We start from the raw sequence: 24,602 nt of genomic DNA on the forward strand, positions 1-24,602 counted from the left end.
GCCGCGGGCGAACGCCTCCCGGGCCCGATGTCGGAGGCCCCGCCTAGACTTGTCGGGTGCCCATCGTCCCTGTCGCCCTGCCTGGAAACACGCCCCTGAACGCCGTCGGCGGCACCAGCGGAAAGCTCAGCGTCCGCGGTGCCCGCGTGCACAATCTGAAAGACGTCGACCTCGACATCCCCCGCGATTCGCTCGTGATCTTCACCGGCCTCTCCGGCTCGGGCAAGTCCAGCCTCGCGTTCGACACGATCTTCGCCGAGGGGCAGCGCCGCTACGTCGAGTCGCTCAGCGCGTACGCGCGCCAGTTCCTCGGGCAGGTCGACCGCCCCGACGTCGACTTCATCGAGGGCCTCAGCCCGGCGGTCTCGATCGACCAGAAGTCGACCAACCGCAACCCGCGCTCCACGGTCGGCACGATCACCGAGATCCACGACTACATGCGCCTGCTGTGGGCGCGCATCGGCGTTCCCCACTGTCCCGAGTGCGGCGAGGTGATCCAGCGGCAGACGGTGCAGCAGATCGCCGATCAGCTCGTCGATCTGCCCGAGCGCACGCGCTACCAGATCGTCGCCCCCGTCGTCACGCAGAAGAAGGGCGAGTTCGTCGACCTCTTCAAAGAGCTCGGTGCCAAGGGGTATGCGCGCGCGATCGTCGACGGCGAGCTGGTCCAGCTCGCCGAGCCGCCGACCCTCAAGAAGAGCTACAAGCACGACATCGCGGTCGTGGTCGACCGTCTGGTCGCGGCCCCCGGCATCCTCGACCGCGTCACCGACTCCGTCGAGACGGCGCTGTCGCTCGCGGGCGGCGTCCTGCAGATCAACTTCGTCGACGAGGAGGGCGACGCCGCGTGGCAGTCGTTCTCCGAGAAGCTCGCCTGCCCGAACGGCCACCCGCTGCAGCTCACGGAGATCGAGCCGCGCACGTTCTCGTTCAACGCCCCGTTCGGCGCGTGCCCGGCGTGCTCGGGCCTCGGCACCCGCATGTCGGTCGACGTCGAGCTCATGCTCGGCGACGAGGAGCTGTCGATCCGCGACGGCGTGCTCATCCCGTGGACGACGCAGGGCAAGGGCCTCTTCCAGTACTACGAGCGGCTGCTCGAGGGGCTCGCGAGCGACCTCGGCTTCTCGCTCGACACCCCGTGGAAGAAGCTGCCCGCCGCCGTGCGCGAGGCGGTGCTGCGCGGCGAGAACTACAAGGTCACGGTCAAGTGGAAGAACCGCTACGGCCGCGAGATGCGCTACTCGTCGGGCTTCGAGGGTGTCGTGCCCTACATCGAGCGGCAGTACACCCAGGCTGAGTCCGACACCCAGCGCCAGCGCTGGGCGGAGTACCTGCGCGAGGTGCCGTGCCCGGTGTGCGACGGCGCCCGCCTCAAACCCGAGGTGCTGGCCGTGCAGGTGCACGGGCATTCGATCGCGGATGCCTCGCGCCTGAGCCTCGGCGAAGCGCGCGACTACTTCGCGAAGCTGACGCTGACCGACCGCGAGGCGATGATCGCCGCGCAGGTGCTGCGCGAGATCCGGCTGCGGCTGGACTTCCTCATCCGCGTGGGGCTCGACTACCTCAGCCTGAGCCGCGCGGCCGGAACGCTCTCGGGCGGCGAGGCGCAGCGCATCCGGCTCGCGACGCAGATCGGATCGGGCCTCACCGGGGTGCTGTACGTCCTCGACGAGCCGTCGATCGGCCTGCACCAGCGCGACAACCGCCGCCTCATCGAGACGCTGGTGGCGCTGCGCGACCTCGGCAACACGCTCATCGTGGTCGAGCACGACGAGGAGACGATCCACGCCGCCGACTGGGTGGTCGACATCGGCCCCGGCGCCGGCGTGAACGGCGGCGAGGTGGTCCACTCCGGGCCGATCGGCGAACTGCTCGCCGACGCCGACTCCATCACCGGCGACTACCTGTCGGGCCGCCGCGCCATCGCGACGCCGAAGAAGCGCCGCAAGATCGACAAGAAGCGCCAGATCACCGTCGTCGGCGCGCGCGAGAACAACCTCAAGAACGTCACGGTCGACTTCCCGCTCGGCGTGCTCACCTCGGTCACCGGCGTGAGCGGGTCGGGCAAGTCGTCGCTGGTCAACGGCATCCTGTATCAGGTGCTCGCGACCCGCCTCAACGGCGCACGTCGCGTCGCCGGCAAGCACACGCGCGTCACCGGTCTCGAGAACCTCGACAAGGTCGTGCACGTCGACCAGGCGCCGATCGGCCGCACGCCGCGGTCCAATCCGGCCACCTACACCGGCGTCTTCGACCGCATCCGCACGCTGTTCAGCGAGACGCCCGAGGCGAAGGTGCGCGGCTACCAGCCGGGGCGCTTCAGCTTCAACGTCAAGGGCGGGCGCTGCGAGGCGTGCTCGGGCGACGGCACGATCAAGATCGAGATGAACTTCCTGCCCGACGTGTACGTCGACTGCGAGGTGTGTCACGGCAAGCGGTACAACCGCGACACGCTGGCCGTGCACTACAAGGGCAAGAACATCGCCGAGGTGCTCGAGATGCCGATCGCCGAGGCGGCCGAGTTCTTCGAGCCCATCCAGGCGATCCACCGCTACCTCAAGACGCTCGTCGACGTCGGCCTCGGCTACGTCCGGCTGGGGCAGTCGGCCACGACGCTGTCGGGCGGCGAGGCGCAGCGGGTCAAGCTCGCCACCGAGCTGCAGCGCCGCACCAACGGCCGCTCGATCTACGTCCTCGACGAGCCCACGACGGGCCTCCACTTCGAGGACGTCCGCAAGCTGCTCGAGGTGCTGAACGGCCTCGTCGACAAGGGCAACACGGTGATCGTGATCGAGCACAACCTCGACGTCATCAAGTCGTCCGACTGGGTGATCGATCTCGGGCCCGAGGGCGGCTCGGGCGGCGGTCAGGTCATCGCGACCGGCACCCCGGAACAGGTGGCCCGGGTCGAGGCCAGCCACACCGGCGCGTTCCTCGGCGAGGTGCTGGGCCTGCGGCCCGCCTCGCACACCGTCGCCCACGACGCCGACGACGCCGAGCCGGTCGAAGTGCGCAAGGCCGGCTGAGCGGCATGCCACGGTCGGCTCCCACCGTCCCGTACAAGCCGCGGCCGGGTGAGATCCCGACCAACCCCGGCGTGTACCGGTTCCGCGATGCGAACGGGCGCGTGCTGTACGTCGGCAAGGCGAAGAACCTGCGGGCGCGCCTGTCGAACTACTTCGCGCCGCTGCGCACGCTGCACGAGCGCACGCGGCGGATGGTCACGACGGCCGCGTCGGTGGAGTGGACGGTCGTCGCGACCGACGTCGACTCGCTGCAGCTCGAGTACCAGTGGATCAAGGAGTTCGACCCGCCGTTCAACGTCCGCTACCGCGACGACAAGTCGTATCCCTTCATGGCGATCACCCTCGCCGACGAGGCGCCGCGGGTCATCGTGACCCGCAACCGCCGGATCCCGGGGGCGAAGTACTTCGGGCCGTATCCGAAGGTGTGGGCCGTCCACGACACGATCGACCTGATGATCAAGGTCTTCCCGATCCGCACCTGCAGCGACTCGTCCTACAAGAAGGCGATGGCCAGCGGGCGGCCGTGCTTCCCGGGGCAGATCGGCCGGTGCGGAGGGCCCTGCTCGATGAAGGTGACCATCGAGGAGCATCGCGCGATCGTCGAGGACTTCATCGCCTTCATGGCCGGCGGCGACCAGCGGTTCACGAAGCAGCTGACGGCGCGCATGCGCGAGGCGTCGGCGGCGATGGACTACGAGGCCGCGGCGGTCTACCGCGACCGGCTGCAGGCGATCGACGCGGTGCTGAACAAGAGCGCGCTGGTGCTCGCCGCCGACACCGACGCCGATCTCTTCGGCATCGCCGAGGACGAGCTGGCGGCCGCCGTCCAGCACTTCGTCATCCGCGGCGGCCGGGTGCGGGGCGTGCGCGCGACCACGATCGAGAAGGAGCTCGACATCTCGGGCGGCGACCTCGTCGACCAGGTGCTGCAGCGCACCTACGGCAACGCGGCCGGCGCCGACATCCCGCGACAGGTGCTCGTGCCGGCGATGCCCGACGACGCCGCCGACCTCGAGCAGTGGCTCCGTGATCGCCGAGGCAAGTCGGTGACGATCCAGATCGCCCAGCGCGGGCGCAAGGCCGATCTCATGCGCACGGCCAGCCTCAACGCGCAGCAGGCGCTCATGCTCCACAAGACGCGCCGCACGAGCGACTACGTCGCGCGCACGCAGGCGCTCATCGACCTGCAGGAGGCCCTCGACCTCGCCGAGGCGCCGCTGCGCATCGAGTGCTTCGACGTCTCTCACCTGAGCGGCACGAACGTCGTGGCGTCGATGGTCGTCTTCGAGGACGGTCTGCCGCGCAAGGACCAGTACCGCTCGTTCGGCGTCGCCGAGACCACCGACGACACCGATTCGCTGTACCAGGTGCTCATGCGCCGTCTGGCGTACCTCGATCGTCCGGAAGAGCAGGACGATCCGGTGACGGATGCCGCATCCGCCGCCGCGGCCGACGGTGACGGCGGTCGGCGCGCCGGCACCGACGAGGAGCCCGTCGTCACGACCCGCAAGCGGCCCCGCTTCGCATATCGGCCGCAGCTCCTCGTCGTGGACGGCGGGAAGCCGCAGGTCGAGGCCGCGGCGCGCGCCCTGAGCGACGCCGGCCACGAGGAGATCGCGCTGTGCGGCATCGCCAAGCGCCTCGAGGAGGTGTGGCTGCCGGGGGAGGAGTACCCCGTCATCCTGCCGCGCACGTCCGAGGCCCTTTACCTGCTGCAGCGCCTGCGCGACGAGGCGCACCGCTTCGCGATCACGCACCAGCGCCGGCGCCGGCGCCGCGACATCCAGAGCGTGCTGGCCGAGGTGCCGGGGCTCGGCGAGGCTCGCATCAAGGCGCTCCTCCGCCACTTCGGATCGGTGTCGGCCCTGCGCAAGGCCACCCCGGAGGAGATCACAGAGCTCCCCGGCGTCGGCCCCAAGCTCGCCGCGGCGATCCATGCGCATCTCGCCGGGCCCGCGGGCGCGACCGACCCCTCGGACGACCTCGAACCCGCGTCCGAGCCGCAGCGCGAGCAGGCCGCTGCGTCGAGTGGGTAGGCTGGGCTCGACGGGGGTGGTCATGGCTGAGGCGACGCGTCACGACGTCGGGGAAATGCTGATCGTCACGGGGATGTCGGGCGCCGGCCGATCGACCGCGGCGAACGCGCTGGAAGACCTCGACTGGTACGTCGTCGACAACCTGCCGCCGCAGATGCTCAAGCCGCTGCTCGATCTCACCGAGCTCGGCGGGGGAGTGCTGCCCCGTGTCGCGGTCGTCGTCGACGTGCGCGGCCGCGACCTCTTCTCCGACCTCCCCGAGGCGATGCGGGCGCTCCGCGAGCGCCGGCAGATCCGGCTGCTGTTCCTGGATGCCTCGGACGAGGTGCTCGTGCGCCGCTTCGAGGCGGTCCGCCGCCCGCACCCGCTGCAGGGCGACGGGACGATCCTCGACGGCATCCGTCGTGAGCGCGCGCGCCTCGCGGCCGTCCGCGAGAGCGCGGACATGATCATCGACACGTCGGTGTACAACATCCATCAGCTGGCGACGAAGGTCGCCGACCTGTTCACCGAGGTGGGGGCCGCCCGGCACACGGTCACGCTGCAGAGCTTCGGGTTCAAGTACGGGCTGCCGCCCGACGCCGATGTCGTCGCCGACATGCGGTTCCTCCCGAATCCGTTCTGGGACGAGCGGCTGCGGACGTTCACGGGCGAGGACGCCGAAGTCCGCGACTACGTGCTCGAGCAGCAGGGCGCGCGCGAGTTCCTCGACGCCTACAGTCAGGCGCTCCGGCCCGTCCTCGAGGGGTACCAGCGCGAGAACAAGAGCCACTCGGTGGTGGCGGTGGGCTGCACCGGCGGCAAGCACCGGTCGGTCGTGATGGTCCGCGAGCTCGCGGAGCGGCTCGCCACCGTGCCCGGCGTGGCGGTCCGCGTCAGTCACCGCGACCTCGGCCGGGAGTGAAGGGCTCGACGGCGGAACCGGGCCGGGTAGGCTTGACGGTCGTTCCCGAAACACCTCGTAAGGAGACCCGTGTCGCTGACCGCTGACGTGAAGGCCGAGCTGATCACCGTGCGAGACCCGCGCCCGACGGCGCGGGTGGCCGAGCTCACGTCGCTGCTGCGATTCTCGGGAGGCCTGCACTCGATCGCCAATCGCGTCGCGGTCGAGGCCGAGCTCGACTCCGACATCCTCGCGCGCCGCACCGCGCGCGATCTGGTGGAGCTCTACGGCGTCCGGCCCGAGCTCGTGCACGTGCAGGGCTCGGGCGCCCGCAGCGGCAGCCACTATGCCGTGCGCGTCATCGAGGGCGGCGAGACCCTCGCCCGCCAGACCGGTCTCCTCGACCAGCGGCGCCGTCCCGTGCGCGGCCTCCCGAACAAGCTCACCACCGGCTCCCGCGGCGACCTCGCCGCGATCTGGCGCGGCGCGTTCCTGGCTGCGGGCACCCTCAGCGACCCCGGCCGCTCGGCGGCGCTCGAGATCACCTGCCCGTCGTCCGAGGCGGCGATGGCGCTCGTCGGCGCCGCTCACCGTCTCGGCATCGCGGGCAAGGCGCGCGAGGTCCGCGGCATCCCGCGCGTCGTCGTGCGCGAGGGCGAGGCGATCCGCGCCGCCCTCGCCGCGATGGGCGCCGTCCGTGCCGCCTCCGAGTGGGACCAGATGCGCCAGCGCCGCGAGGTCCGGGCCGGCGTCAACCGCCTCGTGAACTTCGACGACGCCAACCTCCGCCGCTCGGCGCAGGCGGCTGTCGCCGCGTGCGCGCGCGTCGAGCGCGCGCTCGAGATCCTCGGCGACGAGGTGCCGGAGCACCTGCGTCAGGCCGGCGACCTGCGCCTCGCGCACCGCGACGCCAGCCTCGACGAGCTCGGACACCACGCCGACCCGCCGCTCACGAAGGACGCCGTCGCGGGCCGCATCCGCCGGCTGCTGGCGATGGCCGACAAGAAAGCCGAGGCCGAGGGTCTCCCGGGTACCGAGTCGGCCGTTCCGGCCGGTATCGAGGACTGATTCCGGCCGACGGATGCCGCGGCCCCCGGCATCCTTCTTCCATACGTCATATCGGGAAGCAACCCCGTCGCGAGCGCGTTGCCGCTCAGTAGGATGAATCCGTCACCCTCGCTGCGCCGGCGATTCGGCGCGCGCCGACAGGAAGAAGAGAACATGGCGACTTACTCCTTGCCCGACCTCCCCTACGACTACGCCGCGCTCGAGCCGCACATCAGCGGCAAGATCATGGAGCTGCATCACAGCAAGCACCACCAGGCGTACGTCACCGGTGCGAACACCGCTCTGGAGCAGCTCGCCGAGGCGCGCGAGTCCGGCAACCTGGCGAACGTCAACAAGCTCGAGAAGGACCTCGCGTTCAACCTCGGCGGTCACGTCAACCACTCCATCTTCTGGACCAACCTCTCTCCCGAGGGCGGTGGCGAGCCCGAGGGCGAGCTCCGCGCCGCGATCGACGAGTTCTTCGGCGGGTTCGACAAGTTCCAGGCGCACTTCACCGCCGCCGCCACCGGCATCCAGGGCTCCGGCTGGGCCGTCCTCAGCTGGGACCCGATCGGCGAGCAGCTCATCATCCAGCAGCTCTTCGACCAGCAGTCGAACACCGCGCAGGGCACGGTGCCGATCTTCCAGCTCGACATGTGGGAGCACGCCTTCTACCTCGACTACCTCAACGTCAAGGCCGACTACGTCAAGGCCGCGTGGAACATCGCGAACTGGCAGAACGTCGCCCAGCGCCTCGACGCCGCCCGCCAGAAGACCTCGGGCCTGCTGGTACTGTCCTAAGTGAGCGCGGCCGTCCCGGCGGACTGCCCGCCGGGACGCCGTTGTCCACGTTCGAATCGCAACAACCGCGCACTCGCGCACGACACATCTCAGGAGACACTCCGTGGCTGTCAAGATCGGCATCAACGGCTTCGGCCGAATCGGACGCAATTACCTCCGCGCGGCTCTCGCGCAGGGCGCGGACCTCGACATCGTGGCGGTGAACGACCTCACCGACAACAAGACGCTGGCACACCTGCTGAAGTACGACTCGATCCTCGGTCGCCTCGACCAGGAGGTCTCGTACACGGAGGACTCGATCACCGTCGGCGGCAAGACCATCAAGGTCTTCGAGGAGCGCGACCCCGCGAACCTCCCGTGGGGCGAGCTCGGCGTCGACATCGTCATCGAGTCGACCGGCCGCTTCACCAAGGCCGCCGACGCCGGCAAGCACATCGCCGGTGGCGCGAAGAAGGTCCTCATCTCGGCTCCCGCCAGCGGCGAGGACGGCACGTTCGTGATCGGCGCCAACGCCGACACCTACGACCCCGAGACGCAGCACATCATCTCGAACGCGTCCTGCACCACGAACTGCCTCGCGCCGCTCGCCAAGGTGCTGAACGACGAGTTCGGCATCGTCAAGGGCCTCATGACGACGGTCCACGCGTACACCGCCGACCAGAACCTGCAGGACGGCCCGCACAGCGACCTGCGTCGCGCCCGTGCCGCCGCCCTCAACATCGTGCCCACGTCGACCGGTGCCGCCAAGGCGATCGGCCTCGTGCTGCCCGAGCTCAAGGGCAAGCTCGACGGCTTCGCGCTGCGCGTGCCGGTGCCCACCGGCTCCGCCACCGACCTCACGGTCGAGCTCGAGCGCGAGGTGACCGTCGACGAGATCAAGGCCGCCTACAAGGCCGCCGCCGAGGGCCCGCTCAAGGGCATCCTCAAGTACACCGAGGACGAGATCGTCTCGAGCGACATCGTCACCGACGACCACTCCTGCATCTTCGACGCCGGCCTCACGCGCGTCATCGGCAACCAGGTCAAGGTCGTCGGCTGGTACGACAACGAGTGGGGCTACTCGAACCGCCTCGTCGACCTCACCGAGATCGTCGCCTCGAAGCTCTGAGATCCACCATGGCTCTGCGCACCCTCGACACGCTGGGTTCGCTGGCCGGCAAGCGCGTCATCGTCCGTGCTGACCTGAACGTTCCTCTCAAGGACCAGGTCATCACGGACGATGGCCGTGTGCGGGCCACGCTCCCCACGCTCAACGCCCTCATCAACCAGGGCGCCCGCGTCATCGTCTGCTCCCACCTCGGCCGCCCCGACGGCGCGCCCGACGAGAAGTACAGCCTCGCGCCGGTCGCGCAGCGTCTGTCGGAGCTCCTCGGCAAGCCGGTCGCCTTCGCGCGCGACACGGTGGGGGAGTCGGCCCACGAGGCCGTCGCCGCGCTGGCGGACGGTGACGTCGCCATCATCGAGAACCTGCGGTTCAATCCGGGCGAGACCGCGAAGGACGACGCCGCGCGTCGCGCCTTCGCGGAGGAGCTCGCGGCCCTGGGCGACGTCCTGGTGTCGGACGGGTTCGGCGTCGTCCACCGCAAGCAGGCCTCGGTGTACGAGCTCGCCGAGATCCTGCCGTCGGCGGCCGGGTTCCTCATCGAGAAGGAGGTCGACGTGCTCGACCGCCTCACCGAGAACCCCGAGCGTCCGTACGCGGTCGTGCTCGGCGGGTCGAAGGTCAGCGACAAGCTGGGCGTCATCGAGCACCTGCTCCCGCGCGTCGACCGGCTGCTGGTCGGCGGCGGCATGATGTTCACCTTCCTCGCCGCCGAGGGGCACAAGGTCGGCTCGAGCCTGCTCGAGCAGGACCAGCTCGACCGGGTCAAGGGGTATATCGCGACGGCGAAGGAGCGCGGCGTCGAGCTCGTGCTGCCCGTCGACGCGGTCGTCGCCGCCTCGTTCGCCGCCGATGCCGAGCACGTGGTGGCCCCGGCATCCGCCCTCGAAGACACCGCGTTCGGCGCGGCGGGCCTCGGGCTCGACATCGGCCCCGAGACGGCGGCGATCTTCGCCGACGTCATCCGCGGCTCGAAGACGGTGTTCTGGAACGGCCCCATGGGCGTCTTCGAGATGCCGGCGTTCGCCGCCGGCACCAAGGCCGTCGCCCAGGCTCTCACCGAGGCCGACGGACTGACGGTCGTCGGCGGCGGCGACTCGGCCGCTGCCGTGCGCCAGCTCGGATTCGCCGACGACGCCTTCGGTCACATCTCGACCGGCGGCGGCGCCAGCCTCGAGTTCCTCGAGGGCAAGAAGCTCCCCGGACTGGAGGTCCTCGGATGGCAGTGAGCAGCCGTACCCCGCTCATCGCGGGCAACTGGAAGATGAACCTCGACCACCTGCAGGCGGTCGCGTTCGTGCAGAAGCTGCACTGGACCCTGAAGGACGCCAAGCACGAGGACGGCTCCGTCGAGGTCGCGGTGTTCCCGCCGTTCACAGACCTGCGCACGGTGCAGACCCTGCTCGACGCCGACAAGATCCCGTTCGCGCTCGGCGCGCAGGACGTCTCGTCGCACGACTCGGGTGCCTACACCGGCGAGGTCTCGGGCGCGTTCCTCGCGAAGCTCGACAACCGCTACGTCATCATCGGCCACTCGGAGCGTCGTCAGTACCACGCCGAGACCGACGAGGTCGTGGCGGCCAAGGCGAAGGCGGCCCTCAAGCACGGCCTCGCACCGGTGATCTGCGTCGGCGAGACGCTGGAGCAGCGCGAGGAGTCCGGCCCTACCGCGGTGTCGGTCGCTCAGCTGGAGGTGGCGCTGGAGGGCGTGCCCGCGGGTGCCGACTTCGTCGTGGCCTACGAGCCGGTCTGGGCGATCGGAACCGGCCAGGTCGCGTCGCCCGAGCAGGCCCAGGAGGTCTGCGCCGCGCTCCGCGAGGTCATCGCCGACAAGCTCGGCGCGGATGCCGCAGCCCGCACCCGCATCCTGTACGGCGGCTCGGTGAAGGCGGCGAACATCGCCAGCTTCATGCGCGAGCCCGACGTCGACGGTGCGCTGGTCGGCGGCGCGAGCCTCGTCGTCGACGAGTTCGCGGCGATCATCCGCTACCAGAAGCACGTCGGCGTCTGACGGCGTCTCGTCTCGTCCCTCGCTCGACGACCGGGCAGCCGCGTGGTCGGGCGAGGGATGGCGAGTGAAATCGGCGCTACACGTATACTTGTCCCTTGTGCGATCGGTGAATGATCGCCGCGAAAGGCTTTCACGACTGTGCAGATCCTCGAGTTCGTCCTGCAGGTGCTCCTCGGCATCACGAGTCTCCTGCTGACCCTCCTCATCCTGCTCCACAAGGGGCGCGGCGGCGGCCTGTCCGACATGTTCGGCGGCGGCATGACCTCGGCGCTGGGCTCGTCAGGCCTGGCCGAGCGCAACCTCAACCGCTTCACCGTGGTCCTCGCGCTGGTCTGGTTCGCCTCCATCGTGGCCCTCGGGCTCATCACGAAGTTCCAGGCCCTCTGATGGCGACCGGAGGCAACGCGATCCGCGGCACCCGCGTCGGTGCCGGTCCGATGGGCGAGCAGGACCACGGGTTCCACGCCGACCGCATCGCGATCTCGTACTGGGATGCGCTGGGCAACGAGACCGTGCGCTACTTCGCTGCGGGCATCCCCGACGAGGAGATCCCCGAGACCATCGACTCGCCGCACTCGGGCCTTCCGGCCGGGCGCGACAAGGAGAACCCGCCGGCCGTCGCGAAGACCGAGCCCTACAAGACGCACCTCGCGTACGTGAAGGAGCGCCGCACCGAGGAAGAGGCCGAGACCCTCCTCGAAGACGCCCTCAAGCAGCTGCGCGAGCGCCGCGGTCAGGACTGACGCGGACCACGGACACACGAGAAGAGCGGATGCCTCGGCATCCGCTCTTCTCGTCTGTCCGGGGAGTCCGCCCGGCGGGGTTTCGACTCGCTTCGCTCGCTCAACCTTGACCCGACCCGCATCAACGCGGGCTTCGCTCGCATTGATCCGGCCACCGTCGCGGGCGGTTTCGTCTCGCTTCGCTCGCTCAACCTTGACCTGACCCGCATCAACGCGGGCTTCGCTCGCATTGATCCGGCCACCGTCGCGGGCGGTTTCGTCTCGCTTCGCTCGCTCAACCTTGACCCGACCCGCATCAACGCGGGCTTCGCTCGCATTGATCCGGCCGCCGTCGCGGGAGGTTTCGTCTCGCTTCGCTCGCTCAACCTTGACCCGACCCGCATCAACGCGGGCTTCGCTCGCATTGATCCGGCCGCCGTCACGGGAGGTTTCGTCTCGCTTCGCTCGCTCACCCTTGACCCGACCCGCATCAACGCGGGCTTCGCTCGCATTGATCCGGGTCGCGTCAATATTCCCGGTCGATGAGCTCGGGGGGGACCTGCGATGCGGCGGCCTGGTCGACGAAGAACGTCGTGCGCTTGCGCCCCTTGGCGCCGGCGGCGGGAACGCTCGCGTAGCTGGCACCCGCGAGCGCGAGACCGAGGGCTGACGCCTTGTCGCCGCCCGCCAGCACCAGCCAGACGCGCTTCGAGCTGTTGATCACCGGCCGGGTCATCGTGATGCGCTCCGGCGGCGGTTTGGGGGAGTCCCGCACCGCGACCACGGATCGATCGGTGATCTGGATCTCGGGCCGGTCGGGGAAGAGCGAGGCGATGTGCCCGTCGGGGCCCACACCGAGGAAGCAGACGTCGAACGACGGCCAGTCGCCCTCGGCGCCGGGGAAACGTGCCAGTTCCGCGGCGTACGCGGCGGCCGCGGCATCCAGATCCGCACCGTCGTCGCTCGCGAGCGTCGCGTGGATGTTGGCGTCGGGGATGTCGAGGCCGTCCAGGAGCGCCTCGCGCGCCTGACGGTCGTTGCGGTCGGCGTGGCCGCGGGGGACGAACCGCTCGTCGCTCCACCAGAAGTGGACGAGCGACCAGTCGATCTGCGCCGCCCGCGGGTTACGGGCGGCCGCGGCGAGCACGGCCGAGCCCATCGAGCCGCCGGTGAGCGAGATGTGCGCGAGCTTGCCCTCACCCACCCGCTTGGCGACCCGGCTCAGGAAGCGCGGCGCGACCGACTCTGCCAGCGCGGCGGGATCGGGACTGATGAGGACGCGCTTCTCTGCCCAGCCTTCAGGCATCCGCGCCATTCCCGTCCGTCAGCCGCGCCATGCTCATCGGGTCTGCGTCTCCTTCGCCGCCGGGGGGTCGAGCAGCTCCCAACCCTCGGTGATCACTCGACCATACAGGACGTCCGGATCCAGTCGACGGAGCTCCTCGGCGAGGCACTCGCGCAGCGTACGACGAGGGAACGCCAGCTCATGGCTCGGCTGACCGGGCTGCGTGAGGATCGCCGTTCCGGGCGACGGACGCTCCAGCAGCACCTCGCCGCCGGCGCGGACGAGCGCCACCGACTTGATGCCGTGCGGCCACTCCTCGGCATCCAGGTACGCCCAGTCGACGGGCACGTCCAGCGTGAGCCGCAGCCATGCCGCGAGCAGGGCGGTCGACGGCGAATCCGACGCCCCGCGGACACGGACGCCGATCACCGGCTCGTACGGCGGCTGGTCGAGGATCGCCGCCAGCTGCTCGCGCCACCGCGTCAGGCGCGTCCACGCGAGGTCGGTGTCGCCCGGCGCGTACTGCCCGCCGAGGTCGGCGACCCAGGCCGACGGGTCGGACTTGGTCGCGGCATCCGTGATCCGGCGCTGTGCGATCCGGCCGATCGACGTCTTGGAGATGTGGTCGGGCGTGCGGTTCGGCCACCACACCACGACGGGAGCGTCGGGAAGCAGCAGTCCGGTCACGAGGCTCTCGAGGTTCGAGCGTCCCGCATCGCCGAACGCGCGCAGGGTCACGACCTCGCTCGCGCCGGCGTCGCCGCCGACGCGGATCTGCGCGTCCAGACGCGACTCGGCGTCGTAGCCGTCGGGGATCATGAGCACGATGACGCGCATCGGGTGCTCGCGCGAGGCGTCGTTCGCCGCCTCGATGACCTCTTCGACGGCCCCCTCGCGGGTCAGGATCACGAGCGTCAGCACGCGGCCGAGAGCGACCGCGCCGCCCTCCTCGCGCACATTGACCAGTGCGCGGGAGATCTTGCTGACGGTGGTGTCGGGAAGATCGACGATCACGGGCGCCTCCAGGTCCGTCCATCGCGGGCGAGCATCTCGTCCGCCGAATCCGGGCCCCACGACCCGGGGGAGTACTGCTCGAGCGGGCCGCCCTGGGCCTCCCAGAACCGCTCGATCGGGTCGAGGATCTTCCACGACAGCTCGACTTCCTCGTGCCGCGGGAACAGCGGCGGGTCGCCGAGCAGCACATCGAGGATGAGTCGCTCGTAGGCCTCGGGGCTCGCCTCGGTGAAGGCGTGGCCGTAGCCGAAGTCCATCGTCACGTCGCGCACCTGCGCGCCGGCGCCCGGCACCTTCGAGCCGAAGCGGATCGTCACGCCCTCGTCGGGCTGCACGCGGATCACGAGCGCGTTCTGCCCCTGGCCGGAGGTCTGGCTGCGAGAGAACAGCAGCTCGGGCGCGCGCTTGAACACGACCGCGATCTCGGTGACTCGGCGACCCAGGCGCTTGCCGGTGCGGAGGTAGAACGGCACGCCGGCCCAGCGGCGCGTGTTGACCTCGAGCGTGACCGCGGCGTAGGTCTCGGTCGTCGAGCGCGGGTCCATGCCGTCCTCTTCGAGGAAGCCGAGCACCTTCTCGCCGCCCTGCCAGCCGCCGGCGTACTGCCCGCGGGCGGTGGAGCGGCCCAGGTCCTCCGGCAGCGTGACGGCCGCGAGCACCTTCTCCTTCTCGGCGCGGAGGTCCTTCGCGTCGAACGAGATCGGCTCCTCCATGGCGGTGAGCGCCATGAGCTGCAGCAGGTGGTTCTGGATGACGTCGCGGGCGGCGCCGACGCCGTCGTAGTAGCCCGCGCGACCACCCACCCCGATGTCCTCGGCCATCGTGATCTGCACGTGGTCGACGTAGTTGCGGTTCCAGATCGGCTCGTACAGCTCGTTGGCGAAGCGCAGCGCCAGGATGTTCTGGACCGTCTCCTTGCCGAGGTAGTGGTCGATGCGGAAGATCGAGTCCGTCGGGAACGCCGACCGCAGCACGTCGTTGAGCGCCCGCGCCGACTCCTGGTCGTGGCCGAACGGCTTCTCGATGACGACACGGCGCCAGCGGTCGGGCTGGTCGGCGGTGTCGTCCACCAGGCCCGACGACTTCAGCTGCTCGGCGACCAGCGGGAACGCCTTGGGCGGGATCGAGAGGTAGAAAGCGTGGTTGCCCATTGTGCCGCGCTCGGTGTCGAGGCGGTCCACCGTCTCTTTGAGACGGCGGAAGGCGTCGGGGTCGTCGAACTCGCCCGAGACGAACCGGATGCCCTGCAGCAGCTGCTGCCAGGTCTCATCGCGGAACTCGGTGCGGGCGTGCTGCCGCACCGCCTCGTAGACGACCTGGGAGAAGTCCTGGTCGTCCCAGTCGCGCCGTGCGAAGCCGACCAGCGCGAAGCCGGGAGGCAGCAGACCCCGGTTGGCCAGGTCGTAGACGGCGGGCATGAGCTTCTTGCGGGAGAGGTCTCCCGTGACGCCGAAGATGACGAGCGCGCTCGGACCGGCGATGCGGTTGAGGCGACGATCCTCGGGGTCGCGCAGCGGGTTCTGCCCGCGCGAGATCTCGACGGTCATGAGGGGATTGGACTCCTACTGGGCCGCTTCGAAGAGCGACAGCACTTCGATCTGGGGGTCGGTCAGGGTGAGGGTCACCACGGGACGGCCGTGGCCTTGCGCGAGCACGGCCGCGTCGCCGGCGGCCTGCGCCTGGATGAGCTGGCCGAAGGTGAACGGGCGGTCGGGGATCTCGAGGTCGACGTCGGTCTGCTCGAGGATCTGCAGGAACACGCCGTTCGCGGGGCCGCCCTTGTGGTACTGGCCCGTCGAGTGGAGGAACCGCGGGCCCCAGCCGAACGTGGTGGGCCGGCCGGAGTCGGCGGCGACGAGCTCGCGGAGCCCCGACAGCTGCGGCAGCTCGAGGCGGTTGACGTACGCGTGGATCGCCACGTAGCCGTCGGCATCCAGGCGCGACCAGAGGGCGTCGAGCACGCCGGCGACGGTCCCGGAGGCGGCGAGCGACGGGTCCGAGACGCGCACTTCCACGCCCTCGACCGCGAACGCCGGCTCGGTCAGCTCGGGACGCGCCTCGAGCAGCCCGCGGGCGGCGACCTTCGCCGACTCCACGTCGGGCTGGTCGAACGGGTTGATGCCGAGCATGCGTCCGGCGATGGCGGTCGCGTACTCCCACACGACGAACTGCGCGCCGAGCGAGCCGCTGACGAGCACCTCGCCCTCGTGGTGCTCGAACAGGTGGAACTGCTTCGCCTCGTCGACCAGACGCACGATCTGCAGATCGGCGGGCTTCGCGTCGATCTCGGGCGAGACCGGGAGGAGGACGACGGGAAGGATGCCGGTGCCGCCCTTGCCGGTGGACTCGGCGACGAGCTGCTCGATCCAGTCGGGCAGGCCCACGATGTGGGTGCCGTCGGTGACGAGCCCGAGCTTGTCCTTGCGGGGCTCGCCGCCGGCGATCGCCGCGGCCAGCACGAGCGCCGGGTTGTCGGGGCTGTCGATCGCCACCTCGAGCGACGAGGCCTCGGCCTCGTCCAGGAGCTCCGCGATGTCGGCTCCCGCGAGACCGGCGGGAACGAGCCCGAACGCGGTGAGCGCCGAGTAGCGCCCGCCCACGGTGGGGTCGGCGTTGAACACGGTGTAGCCGTCGGCGCGCGCGGCCTCGTCCAGCGGCGAGCCCGGGTCGGTGACGACCACGATGCGCTCCACGGGGTCGATGCCCAGGTCGCGGAATGCGGCCTCGAACGCCCGCTTGGCCGAGTCGGTCTCGACGGTCGATCCCGACTTCGACGAGACCACGAGCGCGGTGCGCGTCAGGTCGCCGCTCTCGGCGTCGCCGTCGATGGCGGCGAGCACCTGGCCGGGAGCGGTCGAGTCGAGGATCACCAGCGGCACGCCGGCGGTCTGCGTGATGACCTCGGGGGCCAGTGACGAGCCGCCCATCCCCGCGAGCACGATCCGCGTGACGCCGCGTGCGGCGAGGCGCTCGCGGAGGGCGAGGATCTCGGGCACCAGCGGTCGCGAGACGCTCACGGCCTCGACCCAGCCGAGGCGCTGAGACGCCTCGGCCTCGGCCGCGGGACCCCACAGGGTCTCGTCACCGGCGGTCACGCCCGACGCCACGAGGCTCGCCACCAGCTGGGGAAGCGTCGCCTCGACGACCGACTTGACGCGACCGCTCAGGTGGATGTCGAAGCTCATCGGGTCGCCTGGAGGGCGTCCTCGAGCGCCGTCTTCACGGTGCCCTGCAGGTCGTGCCACGAGGCGATGAACTTCTCGACGCCCTCGTCCTCCAGCACCTGGGTGACGTCGGCGAAGTCGACGCCGACGGCGGCGAGGTCGGCGAAGACCTTGTGTGCGGCCTCGTACGTGCCGGTGACGGTGTCGCCGGCGATCTGGCCGTGGTCGAAGGTGGCCTGCAGCGTCTTCTCGGGCATCGTGTTCACGGTTCCCGGGGCGACGAGCTCGGTCACGTAGAGCGTGTCGGGGAGGTTCGGGTCCTTGACGCCCGTCGAGGCCCACAGCGGGCGCTGGACGTGAGCGCCGGCCTCCGTCAGCGCCTTCGCGCGGTCGGTCGCGAACTCCTTCTCGAACAGCTCGTACGCCAGACGGGCGTTGGCGACGCCGGCGAGCGACTTGAGGCCCTCGGCCTCGTCGGTGCCGATGGCGACCAGGCGCTTGTCGACCTCGGTGTCCACGCGCGAGACGAAGAACGACGCGACCGAGTGGATCTGCGAGAGGTCGTGACCGTTCGCCTGCGCCTGCTCCAGACCCGCGAGGAACGCCTCGATGACCTCGGCATAGCGCTCGAGGCTGAAGATGAGCGTCACGTTGACCGAGATGCCCTCGGCGAGCACCGCCGTGATCGCCGGCAGGCCCGCCTTCGTGGCGGGGATCTTGATGTGCACGTTCGGGCGGTCGACCGAGGCCCACAGCTGCTTCGCCTGCGCGATGGTGCCCTCGGTGTCGTGGGCGAGGTCGGGGGAGACCTCGATCGACACGCGGCCGTCCACGCCGCCGGTCGCGTCGTAGACCGGACGGAAGATGTCGGCCGCGTCGCGCACGTCGTCGGTGGTCGCCGCGAAGATCGCGTCGTCCACCGAGGCGCCCGCCTTCGCGAGCTCGGCGATCTGGTCGGCGTACGAGTGGCCGCCGCCGCCGATCGCGCCCTGGAAGATCGTCGGGTTCGTCGTGACGCCCGAGACGTTGCGCGTCGAGATGAGCTCGGTCAGGTTGCCCGAGGTGATGCGCTCGCGCGACAGGTCGTCGAGCCAGATGCTCACGCCCTCGGCGACCAGCTTCTCAGTGGGGGTGCTCATGCTGCCTTCTCCTCGTGCTTACTGTGCCGACGCGGCCGCGATGGTCTCGCGGGCAGCCTCGACGACGTGCTCGGCGGTGATGCCGAACTTCTGGAACAGGGTCTTGTAGTCGGCGGACGCGCCGAAGTGGTCGATGGCGACCGAGCGGCCGGCGTCGCCGACGATGCCGCGCCACGTGAGCGCGGAACCGGCCTCGACCGACACCCGGGCCTTGACGGCGGCGGGCAGCACCTTCTCGCGGTACTCCTCGTCCTGCTCGTCGAACCACTCCAGCGACGGAGCCGACACCACCCGGGCGTTCACGCCCTCGCCGGCGAGGGTCTCGCGGGCGGCGACCGCCAGCTGGACCTCGGAGCCGGTCGCGATGAGGATGACGTCGGGCGCGCCGCCCGGGGCCTCGGCGAGGATGTACGCGCCCTTGGCGACGCCGGCCGTCGAAGCGAAGACGTCGCCCGAGGCCTCGCCGTCGCCGCGCTCGAACACCGGGATGTTCTGGCGCGTCAGGGCGATGCCCGACGGCCCGCCCTGGCGGCGGACGATCTCGAGCCACGCGGCGGCGGTCTCGTTCGCGTCGGCCGGGCGCACCACCGTGAAGTTCGGGATGGCGCGCAGCGTCGCCAGCTGCTCGATCGGCTGGTGCGTGGGGCCGTCCTCGCCGAGGGCGACGGAGTCGTGCGTCCACACGAAGATCGACGGGATGTCCATCAGCGCCGCGAGACGCACGGCGGGCCGCATGTAGTCGCTGAAGATCAGGAACGTGCCGCCGAACGGACGCGTCGGCCCGTGCAGCTTGATGCCGTTGACGATCGCACCCATCGCGTGCTCGCGGATGCCGAAGTGCAGCACGCGGCCGTACGGGTCGCCCGACCACTCGTGGGTCGACCACTCCGCCGGGATGAACGACTTCGCGTCCTTGATGGTGGTGAGGTTCGACTCGGCGAGGTCCGCCGAACCGCCCCACAGCTCGGGGAGCTCGGCGGCCAGGGCGTTGATGACCAGGCCCGACGCGGCGCGCGTGGAGACGTCCTTGCCCGCCTCGAACGAGGGGAGGGCGGATGCCACGTCCCCGGGCAGCTCGCCGGCCTCGAGGCGGTCGAGCAGGGCCTTGCGCTCGGGGTTGGCCGCCGCCCACGCGTCGAACGACTCCTGCCACTGGGCACGCGCCTCGGCCGCGCGGTCGGCGAGCGCACGGGTGTGCGCGATGACGTCGTCGGCGACGGCGAAGGACTGCTCGGGGTCGAAGCCGAGCACCTTCTTCGTCGCGGCGAGCTCGTCGGCGCCGAGCGCGGAGCCGTGGATCTTGCCGGTGTTCTGCTTGCCGGGCGAGGGCCAGCCGATGATGGTGCGCAGGATGATGAGCGACGGCTTCGCCGTCTCGCCCTTCGCGGCCTCGATCGCCGCGAACAGCTCGGCGACGTCCTCGACGTACTCGCCGGTCTTCTTCCAGTCCACAACCTGCACGTGCCAGCCGTAGGACTCGTAGCGCTTCGCGACATCCTCGGTGAAGGCGACGTTGGTGTCGTCCTCGATCGAGATCTGGTTCGAGTCGTAGATCGCGACCAGGTTGCCGAGCTCCTGGTGGCCGGCCAGCGACGACGCCTCGGACGTCACGCCCTCCTGCAGGTCGCCGTCGCCGGCGATCACGTAGACGAAGTGGTCGAACGGCGAGGTGCCCGCGGCGGCGTCCGGATCGAACAGCCCGCGCTCGTAGCGCGCCGCGTAGGCGAAGCCGACGGCCGAGGCCAGACCCTGGCCGAGCGGTCCGGTGGTGATCTCGACGCCCTTGGTGTGCCCGTACTCGGGGTGACCCGGCGTCTTCGAGCCCCACGTGCGCAGCGCCTCGAGGTCGTCCAGCTCGAGGCCGAACCCGCCGAGGTAGAGCTGCACGTACTGGGTCAGCGACGAGTGGCCCGCCGAGAGGATGAACCGGTCGCGGCCCAGCCAGTCGGTGTCGGCGGGGTCATGACGCAGCACGCGCTGGTAGAGCAGGTACGCCGCCGGCGCCAGGCTCATCGCGGTGCCGGGGTGGCCGTTGCCGACCTTCTCCACAGCATCCGCCGCGAGCACGCGTGCGGTGTCCACCGCGCGCCGATCGATCTCTTCCCAACGCAGTTCCGACACCGGGCCGCCTTTCACAGAGGAGGTGCGCCCGAGAACGATGCCGGTTCGCGGCCCTTGTCCGGATGGAGAAGGGGGAATCGGCGGCGGGCGCGCGTGGTTTCAGCATAGCGAAGCGGTATGCCGCCGAGGCCATGCGGAGGTCTATGTGACAGAGTCTTGCGAAGCCCCGGTCGCCGTCGGTGACGTGCCGGTGTCGCGGGCGTCACGATCTGCTCACGCGGCCGCCGCCGCCGATGTGATCGGCTCCGGCTCGTCCCGCCGTCTCGCGGCGGCCGGCCGCGACACGCCGATGCCATAGACTTGGGGGGATTCTGTCGGCGGCGATTGCGGGGGCCATGGACATCACGAAGACGGCCGGGGCCGAGGCATCCGTCGACGAATCCCGACGGTCCCGTCAGAGCTTCGGCCGCACCGTCCGCGCCTACGTCGCGCTGATGAAGCCGCGGGTGCTCGAGCTGCTGCTCGTCACCACGGTGCCCGTGATGATCCTCGCGCAGGGCGGCTTCCCGGACGTCTGGCTGGTGATCGCCACCGTCATCGGCGGCACGGCCAGCGCCGGCTCCGCCGCGGCGTTCAACATGTACCTCGACCGCGACATCGACGCGCACATGCAGCGCACCGTGAACCGTCCTCTCGTGACGGGGGAGGTGTCGCCGCGGGGCGCGCTCATCTTCGCGTGGTCGCTCGCGGTCTTCTCGACGGTGTGGCTGTGGGTCACCACGAACTGGCTCGCCGCGACGCTGTCGGCCGCCGCCATCTTCTTCTACGTCGTGATCTACACGATGATCCTCAAGCGCCGCACCGAGCAGAACATCGTGTGGGGCGGCATCGCGGGCTGCTTCCCGGTGCTGATCGGCTGGACCGCCGTCACGGGCGCGCTCGCCTGGCCGCCGGTGATCCTCTTCGCCCTCGTGTTCCTGTGGACCCCGCCGCACTACTGGCCGCTGTCGATGAAGTACAAGGACCAGTACGAAGGGGTCGACGTGCCGATGCTCGGCGCGACCCGCGAGGGCTCGCAGGTGGGCCTCCAAGTCATCCTCTACGCGTGGGCCACGGTCGTGTGCTCGCTGCTGCTCATCCCCGTCGCCGGGATGGGGCTCGTGTACACGGTGTCGGCGGTCGTGTTCGGCGGCTGGTTCATCTACGAGTCGCACGTGCTCTACAACCGCGCGGTGCGCGGCACCGAGCCGCGGCCGATGCGTGTGTTCCACGCGTCGATCACCTACCTCACGCTGCTGTTCGTCGCGATCGCGGTCGACCCGCTGCTGCCCTTCTGAGCTCGCTGGCGGCGTTGGGCTGGCGCGCCACAAGGTCGGAGATCGACGCGGGCTCGGGCGCTCCGCGCCGCTTCCCTCCGACTTTGTGGAGATCTCCGACGTTGTGGCGCGTCGGTGAGGCTCCTCCACAGGCCGTGCGCTGAAGCGGTGCGGCACAGCGGGGAGCCCGAACTCGGCGGCTGGCGCGCCACGAGGTCGGAGATCGACGCGGGCTCGGGCGCTCCGGCGCTTTCCGCTCCGACATCGTGGAGATCTCCGACGTTGTGGCGCGTCGGTGAGCCTCCTCCACAGCGCCTAGGCCGACGCGACATTGCACAATGTGCCCGCCCGAGCCACGGCGGCATCGCGCCGCGGACCATTCTGAGGCGGTGTCGGATGACCGGAGCAGACGAGCGGCCGAGCGCGGGGAGCGCTCCGAGCGCGAGATCACCCTCGCGGTGCGAGCACGCGGCGGCGTGGCCCGCGCGTCGACGCTGCAGCGCGACGGGCACTCCCGTCACTATGTGCGACGCGCCCTCGAGCGGGGATCCCTCGTGCGGGTGGCGCGCGACTGGGTGGCGGTTTCGGATGCCGATGCCGATGTCGTCGCGGCGGCACGCGGCGGGGTGCTCCTCACGTGTGTGACTGCGGCGCGCCGCTTGGGGCTCTGGGTCCTCGCTGAGGATCGGCCCCACGTCGCGGTCAGCCCTCACGCGCGTGGGGGCCGGCCGGCCACGATGACGGTGCATTGGGCGGAACCGCTCGTGCCGCGGCATCCGGACGCCCTCGTCGACCCGATCGAGAACGTCCTCTCGCTCGTCGCCGGCTGTCAGCCGCGGGAGGCGGCGCTCGCGATCTGGGAGTCGGCGCTGCGGAAGGACCTGGTCGATCGGGACGAGCTCGCCCGCCTGCCGCTCGGCCCCGCGGCGCGGGCGCTGCGCGACCAGGCGCAGTCGTTCGCGGACTCGGGCCTCGAGACGATCTTCGCGGACCGACTGCGCTGGCTCGGCGTGCGGATCCTGGCCCAGGTGTGGATCCTCGGGCGACCCGTGGACCATCTCATCGGCGACCGGCTCGTGGTGCAGATCGACGGCGGGCACCACGTGGGTGCGCAGCGCGAGTCCGACATCGCCCACGACGCGCTGCTGCGGCTGCGCGGCTACACGGTGTTCCGCTTCGGCTACCACCAGCTGCTGTCGGACTGGCCGTTCGTGCAGTCCGTCATCATGCAGGCGGTCGCACAGGGGCTGCACCGTGCGTGATGACGCGTGGTCCGCACTGCCCTGCACGCCACGAAGTCGGAGATCTCCCGGGGGTCGGTGCGCAGGCGCTGCGGCGCTCCGATCGGCGGTCGATCTCCGACTTCGTGGCGGTGGATCGCGGTCAGCGGGCGGCGTCGGGCCGCTCGCTCGAGGCGGCGGCCGGCGCGGGGGTGTCGCTCGCGACCTCGATGTCGGGGTTCTCGGACTGCGCGGTGGGCTCGGCGGCGACGGCGGACGCCGCGGCGGCCGGAGAGGCCACGGCCGGGGCGGCCACGGCCGGAGCGGCGACGGCGTCGCGCTCGTCGGCGTCGGCGGCCCAGTCGATGGGCTCGACGACCTCGACCGGCGCGTGCGGACGGAGCGTCGAGAGGGCGGCGACAGCGAGGGTCAGCAGCACACCGAGGATGCCGGCGCCGATGAGGATCGAGCCGAGCTGGGCGATCGACTGGCCGACGTACACGTCGACACCGGTCGCGCTGCCGTCGGTCAGCGTCGTCGTCATGGTGCCGAGCTTGTCGGTGGTGATGTACCAGCCACCGGCGATCGTCGCCAGCGAGACGACGAGAAGGCCCCAGAACGGGATGCTGCTGATAAGGCGGGGACGGGTGGGCATGTGTGGATCACTCCTCCGGATGCGCGACCCGGGTGGTCGCGGCATCCACCCTCGCACCAGACCCCGTGCGGCGCCAATCCGGTTGCTATGGATCAGCTGTGCGCGACGCGCTCCGTCGCGACAGCGACCGGCGCCTTCAGCTGCAGCACCACGACGGTCATGGTGGCGGCCGCGAGGGCGGCGAGCACCATGTGCACGCCCACCGCGAGCTCGGGCAGGCCGTTGCGCGCCTGGTACAGGCCCACCGCGATCTGCACCAGCTCGACGGCGAGCAGGATCAGCGTCCAGCGCAGCAGGGCGGGTGCGGCCGCGCGGGCGCGCCAGCCCGCGATCAGCAGCACCACGGTGAGGGCGAAGAGGGCATACCCCGGCCACGCGTGGACGTGCTCGAGAACCCCGGCGTTGAACCCGTTGCGGCCCGCCTCGGCGTCGCCCGAGTGCGGGCCGGCGCCGGTGGTCAGCACGCCGAACGCGATGGTCAGCGCCATCGCGAGGCTCGTGACGTGGACGAGCACGGCGTGCCAGCGCGGCACGAGGAGTGCACAGGGCCCGGCAGGCTGCGACATCCGCACGAGGAACGCCGCGGTGACGCAGACCAGCGCCAGCGACGAGACGTAGTGGAACCCGACGATGAACGGGTTGAGCCCCGTGAGCACCGTGATGCCGCCCACGATCGCCTGCGCGGCGACACCGCCCACCACGACGACGGAGAGGACGTAGAGATCGCGCCGCTCCTTGCGGAGCTTCAGCACGAGGATCCACACCGCGAGCGCGATGAGGCCCACGACCCCGGTCATGAGCCGGTTGCCGAACTCGATGAGGGAGTGGATGCCCTCGTCGATCCCGGGAGTGGGCACCAGGGATTCGGGGGTGCACAGCGGCCAGGTCGGGCAGCCGAGACCGGAGCCCGTGAGCCGCACGGCGCCGCCGGTGCCGATGATCGTCACCTCGGCGATGAACGACAGCCATGCGAAGACGCGGATCCGCCGGTCGACGTGATCGGGCAGCCACGCCCAGAAGCGCTGCCAGACGCTCGCGTCGGTGGTCGTGGTCTGTTGCGCGGACATGCGGGTCTTCGCCTCCTGGCAGAGGCTCCGAGCGCCGCATATGACGGACGCGG

Annotated in this window: 20 protein-coding genes; 12 read left to right on the forward strand and 8 right to left on the reverse strand. The window is 70.6% G+C overall.

Going from position 1 to position 24,602, the window contains the following annotated elements:
• The first annotated feature begins 56 nt into the window (after nucleotides 1-56).
• The 10 genes from uvrA (at nucleotide 57) to R8Z57_RS06125 (ending at nucleotide 11,649) form a co-directional block, all read left to right on the forward strand.
• Nucleotides 57-3,026 (forward strand): excinuclease ABC subunit UvrA, encoded by a 2,970-nt coding sequence (uvrA, locus tag R8Z57_RS06080; RefSeq protein WP_378722572.1) that lies wholly within the window; start codon nucleotides 57-59, stop codon nucleotides 3,024-3,026.
• Between the two features lie 5 nt (nucleotides 3,027-3,031).
• Nucleotides 3,032-5,062 carry an excinuclease ABC subunit UvrC gene (uvrC, locus tag R8Z57_RS06085; protein ID WP_318352888.1) on the forward strand — a complete coding sequence of 677 codons (2,031 nt, stop codon included), beginning with the start codon at nucleotides 3,032-3,034 and terminating at the stop codon, nucleotides 5,060-5,062.
• A gap of 22 nt (nucleotides 5,063-5,084) precedes the next feature.
• Entirely contained in the window at nucleotides 5,085-5,966 is an 882-nt protein-coding gene (rapZ, locus tag R8Z57_RS06090) for an RNase adapter RapZ (RefSeq protein WP_318352889.1), read from the forward strand.
• Nucleotides 5,967-6,035: 69 nt separating this feature from the next.
• Nucleotides 6,036-7,013: a DNA-binding protein WhiA gene (gene whiA, locus R8Z57_RS06095; protein ID WP_318352890.1), complete on the forward strand. Its 978-nt coding sequence runs from the start codon at nucleotides 6,036-6,038 to the stop codon at nucleotides 7,011-7,013.
• Between the two features lie 153 nt (nucleotides 7,014-7,166).
• Nucleotides 7,167-7,793, forward strand: coding sequence for a superoxide dismutase (locus tag R8Z57_RS06100; RefSeq protein ID WP_318352891.1), 627 nt, complete (start codon nucleotides 7,167-7,169; stop codon nucleotides 7,791-7,793).
• A gap of 103 nt (nucleotides 7,794-7,896) precedes the next feature.
• Nucleotides 7,897-8,901, forward strand: coding sequence for a type I glyceraldehyde-3-phosphate dehydrogenase (gene gap / locus R8Z57_RS06105; protein ID WP_318352892.1), 1,005 nt, complete (start codon nucleotides 7,897-7,899; stop codon nucleotides 8,899-8,901).
• An 8-nt stretch (nucleotides 8,902-8,909) separates the two neighbouring features.
• Nucleotides 8,910-10,124 carry a phosphoglycerate kinase gene (locus tag R8Z57_RS06110; protein WP_318352893.1) on the forward strand — a complete coding sequence of 405 codons (1,215 nt, stop codon included), beginning with the start codon at nucleotides 8,910-8,912 and terminating at the stop codon, nucleotides 10,122-10,124.
• A complete protein-coding gene (gene tpiA / locus R8Z57_RS06115; RefSeq protein ID WP_318352894.1) occupies nucleotides 10,115-10,906 on the forward strand; it encodes a triose-phosphate isomerase in 792 nt (263 codons plus the stop codon). The genes R8Z57_RS06110 and tpiA overlap by 10 nt, the downstream gene beginning before the upstream one ends.
• Before the next feature lie 138 nt (nucleotides 10,907-11,044).
• Nucleotides 11,045-11,293 carry a preprotein translocase subunit SecG gene (gene secG, locus R8Z57_RS06120; RefSeq protein ID WP_045298839.1) on the forward strand — a complete coding sequence of 83 codons (249 nt, stop codon included), beginning with the start codon at nucleotides 11,045-11,047 and terminating at the stop codon, nucleotides 11,291-11,293.
• Nucleotides 11,293-11,649 (forward strand): RNA polymerase-binding protein RbpA, encoded by a 357-nt coding sequence (locus tag R8Z57_RS06125; protein ID WP_318352895.1) that lies wholly within the window; start codon nucleotides 11,293-11,295, stop codon nucleotides 11,647-11,649. The genes secG and R8Z57_RS06125 overlap by 1 nt, the downstream gene beginning before the upstream one ends.
• 505 nt (nucleotides 11,650-12,154) lie before the next feature.
• On the opposite strand, the gene pgl is transcribed toward R8Z57_RS06125, so the two are convergent.
• From pgl to tkt, 6 genes are read right to left on the reverse strand one after another with little or no spacing between them, the layout of a single operon-like run.
• Entirely contained in the window at nucleotides 12,155-12,934 is a 780-nt protein-coding gene (pgl, locus tag R8Z57_RS06130; protein ID WP_318352896.1) for a 6-phosphogluconolactonase, read from the reverse strand.
• Nucleotides 12,935-12,967: 33 nt separating this feature from the next.
• Entirely contained in the window at nucleotides 12,968-13,927 is a 960-nt protein-coding gene (locus tag R8Z57_RS06135) for a glucose-6-phosphate dehydrogenase assembly protein OpcA (RefSeq protein ID WP_318352897.1), read from the reverse strand.
• A complete protein-coding gene (gene zwf / locus R8Z57_RS06140; RefSeq protein ID WP_318352898.1) occupies nucleotides 13,924-15,474 on the reverse strand; it encodes a glucose-6-phosphate dehydrogenase in 1,551 nt (516 codons plus the stop codon). The genes R8Z57_RS06135 and zwf overlap by 4 nt, the downstream gene beginning before the upstream one ends.
• A gap of 15 nt (nucleotides 15,475-15,489) precedes the next feature.
• Nucleotides 15,490-17,112: a glucose-6-phosphate isomerase gene (locus tag R8Z57_RS06145; protein WP_318352899.1), complete on the reverse strand. Its 1,623-nt coding sequence runs from the start codon at nucleotides 17,110-17,112 to the stop codon at nucleotides 15,490-15,492.
• Nucleotides 17,109-18,230, reverse strand: a complete 1,122-nt coding sequence (tal, locus tag R8Z57_RS06150) for a transaldolase (protein ID WP_318352900.1) — start codon at nucleotides 18,228-18,230, stop codon at nucleotides 17,109-17,111. Before tal ends, R8Z57_RS06145 begins: the two co-directional genes overlap by 4 nt.
• A gap of 18 nt (nucleotides 18,231-18,248) precedes the next feature.
• Nucleotides 18,249-20,351: a transketolase gene (gene tkt / locus R8Z57_RS06155; protein WP_318352901.1), complete on the reverse strand. Its 2,103-nt coding sequence runs from the start codon at nucleotides 20,349-20,351 to the stop codon at nucleotides 18,249-18,251.
• 335 nt (nucleotides 20,352-20,686) lie between these two features.
• Between tkt and R8Z57_RS06160 the strand changes: the two genes are divergently transcribed.
• Nucleotides 20,687-21,628, forward strand: a complete 942-nt coding sequence (locus R8Z57_RS06160) for a heme o synthase (RefSeq protein ID WP_318352902.1) — start codon at nucleotides 20,687-20,689, stop codon at nucleotides 21,626-21,628.
• A gap of 368 nt (nucleotides 21,629-21,996) precedes the next feature.
• A complete protein-coding gene (locus R8Z57_RS06165; RefSeq protein WP_318352903.1) occupies nucleotides 21,997-22,869 on the forward strand; it encodes an endonuclease domain-containing protein in 873 nt (290 codons plus the stop codon).
• Nucleotides 22,870-22,990: 121 nt separating this feature from the next.
• Here R8Z57_RS06165 and R8Z57_RS06170 read toward each other — a convergent pair whose 3' ends face one another.
• Complete coding sequence (locus R8Z57_RS06170; protein WP_318352904.1) at nucleotides 22,991-23,482, reverse strand: hypothetical protein; 492 nt, start codon at nucleotides 23,480-23,482, stop codon at nucleotides 22,991-22,993.
• 92 nt (nucleotides 23,483-23,574) lie between these two features.
• On the reverse strand, nucleotides 23,575-24,549 hold the full coding sequence (locus tag R8Z57_RS06175; protein ID WP_318352905.1) for a COX15/CtaA family protein: 975 nt from the start codon (nucleotides 24,547-24,549) through the stop codon (nucleotides 23,575-23,577).
• Between the last annotated feature and the right edge of the window lie 53 nt (nucleotides 24,550-24,602).

Source organism: Microbacterium sp. M3 (genome assembly GCF_033548675.1).
Classification (GTDB): Bacteria; Actinomycetota; Actinomycetes; order Actinomycetales; family Microbacteriaceae; genus Microbacterium; species Microbacterium arthrosphaerae.